Below are 1,822 nucleotides of genomic sequence, written 5' to 3'. Positions count from 1 at the left end.
TATCCGGTAACTATCGTCTTGAGTCCAACCCGGAAAGACATGCAAAAGCGCCACTGGCAGCAGCCACTGGTAACTGATTTAGAGGAGTTAGTCTTGAAGTTATGCGCCGGTTAAGGCTAAACTGAAAGGACAAGTTTTGGTGACTGCGCTCCTCCAAGCCAGTTACCTCGGTTCAAAGAGTTAGTAGCTCAGAGAACCTTCGAAAAACCGCCTTGCAGGGCGGTTTTTTCGTTTCCAGAGCAAGAGATTACGACGCTACAGAAAGGATCTCAAGAAGATCCTTCACCATAATGGAAATCTATCCCACCCGAGCATATAGGATGCATATCGTTATAAAACATTGGATATTATGCATCCCAACTAAAAATAAGCTCGAGGATAAAAAATGAGTTCAATGGTTTACTGCCGAGGATGCGGCAAGGAAATACACGAAACAGCAAAGTCATGCCCACACTGCGGAGCCACAAACGCCTCTTCAGGTTCAGGTGAAAAAAGTAGAATCGCAGCCGCGCTATTAGCATTCTTCCTTGGTGGATTTGGCGCACATAAATTTTACTTAGGTAAAATAGGACAGGGATTCCTGTATCTAATTTTTTGCTGGACATTCATACCCGCGATCATCGCGTTTATTGAGTTTATTATTTATCTATGCGATTCCGATGAAAAATTCGCAAGAAAATATGGCTAACTCATAGCAAAAAAGCCCTGCGGGGCTTTTTTTGTACCAGTCTGTGAGGCACATTTACCATAACATCCCTTATCGGTACCGCCTAAGACGCTCTCAGCGCGTTTCTGCGGCCTCATGCCGATTTCCGGCACCTTTCCCCGGGGAAAACCCCGAAAAACGTTCCTGATGATTTCTGCGCGTCTGCATGGCTATGCACGGAAATGCCTTGCCTGCAGTTTCATCACAAAACTGCAGCAGAAACCTCATAACAGCCACTCACCGGCGCGGCGATCGCGGACGTGACCAGGTAAATTCGGCCTGCTGCCGTTCTTCCTCACGTAGAGCGCGCTGCCGGTCGGCGTGCCGCTGCGACTCAATCTGCGCTCTTGCCCGGTTGAGCACGATATGTCGGTTCGGCTGGTTGAGTTTCTTGCCGGAAGCACGCTCTGCAGCTGCAACAGCATCATCAAGAAATTGCTTCTCTGCCGGCGTCAGATTGGTCAGTCGCGTCATGTAGGTCTCCTGTTCAGCATCACGCTGGCCAGTCTGCCAGACAAGGTGGAAGCAATGAAGCAGCGGCGGAATGTCAGAACCATCAGAAACGGTGAACGGGAGCGGATTTTAATCAGGTGCCGTGAAGCGTTGGGCAAGCCGTCAGGCGCGCCAGTGGTCCTGGCGGGTTTCGGGGCGCAGCCCTGAACCAGTCACGTAGCGCTAGCGGAGTGTATACTGGCTTAATATGTTGGCACGGATGCGGATGTCAGTGAAGTGCTTCATGTAGCAGGAGAAAAAGGCGGCACCGGCGCGTCAGCAGAACATGTAGTAACGGGAGATGTGCCGCTTCCTCGCTCACTGACTCGCTGCGCTCGGTCGTTCGGCTGCGGCGAGCGGTACCGGCTTACGGGTGAGGTGGAAATTTCCTGGTGGATGCCAGGAAGGAACTTAACAGGGAAACAATGAGGCTGCGGCGAAGCCGTTTTTCCATAGGCTCCGCCCCCCTGACAAGCATCACGAAATCTGACGCTCAAATCAGTGGCGGCGAAACCCGACAGGACTATAAAGATCCCAAGGGTTTCCCCCTGGTAGCTCCCTCGTGCGCTCTCCTGTTCCTGCCTTTCGGTTTACCGGTGTCATTCCGCTGTTATGGCCGCGGTT

2 protein-coding genes and 1 pseudogene are annotated in these 1,822 nt (G+C 51.8%); 2 read left to right on the top strand and 1 reads right to left on the bottom strand.

The features are described 5' to 3' along the window. Both C5687_RS25190 and C5687_RS24110 read left to right on the top strand, forming a co-directional pair. A pseudogene (locus tag C5687_RS25190) lies at positions 1-77 on the top strand (replication initiation protein); the annotation flags it as partial. 308 nt (positions 78-385) lie between these two features. Continuing rightward, the gene (locus C5687_RS24110; protein WP_031942343.1) at positions 386-688 is read left to right on the top strand and encodes a TM2 domain-containing protein; all 303 of its coding nucleotides are present in this window, start codon (positions 386-388) and stop codon (positions 686-688) included. Between the two features lie 255 nt (positions 689-943). Here C5687_RS24110 and C5687_RS24105 read toward each other — a convergent pair whose 3' ends face one another. Further along, the gene (locus tag C5687_RS24105) at positions 944-1,180 is read right to left on the bottom strand and encodes a hypothetical protein (RefSeq protein WP_031942344.1); all 237 of its coding nucleotides are present in this window, start codon (positions 1,178-1,180) and stop codon (positions 944-946) included. Between the last annotated feature and the right edge of the window lie 642 nt (positions 1,181-1,822).

It is taken from the genome of Enterobacter sichuanensis, from assembly GCF_002939185.1.
GTDB classification, from domain to species: Bacteria; Pseudomonadota; Gammaproteobacteria; order Enterobacterales; family Enterobacteriaceae; genus Enterobacter; species Enterobacter sichuanensis.
The sequence above is the reverse complement of the archived record's forward strand: the minus strand, read 5'-3'. Positions and strand labels throughout refer to the sequence as shown.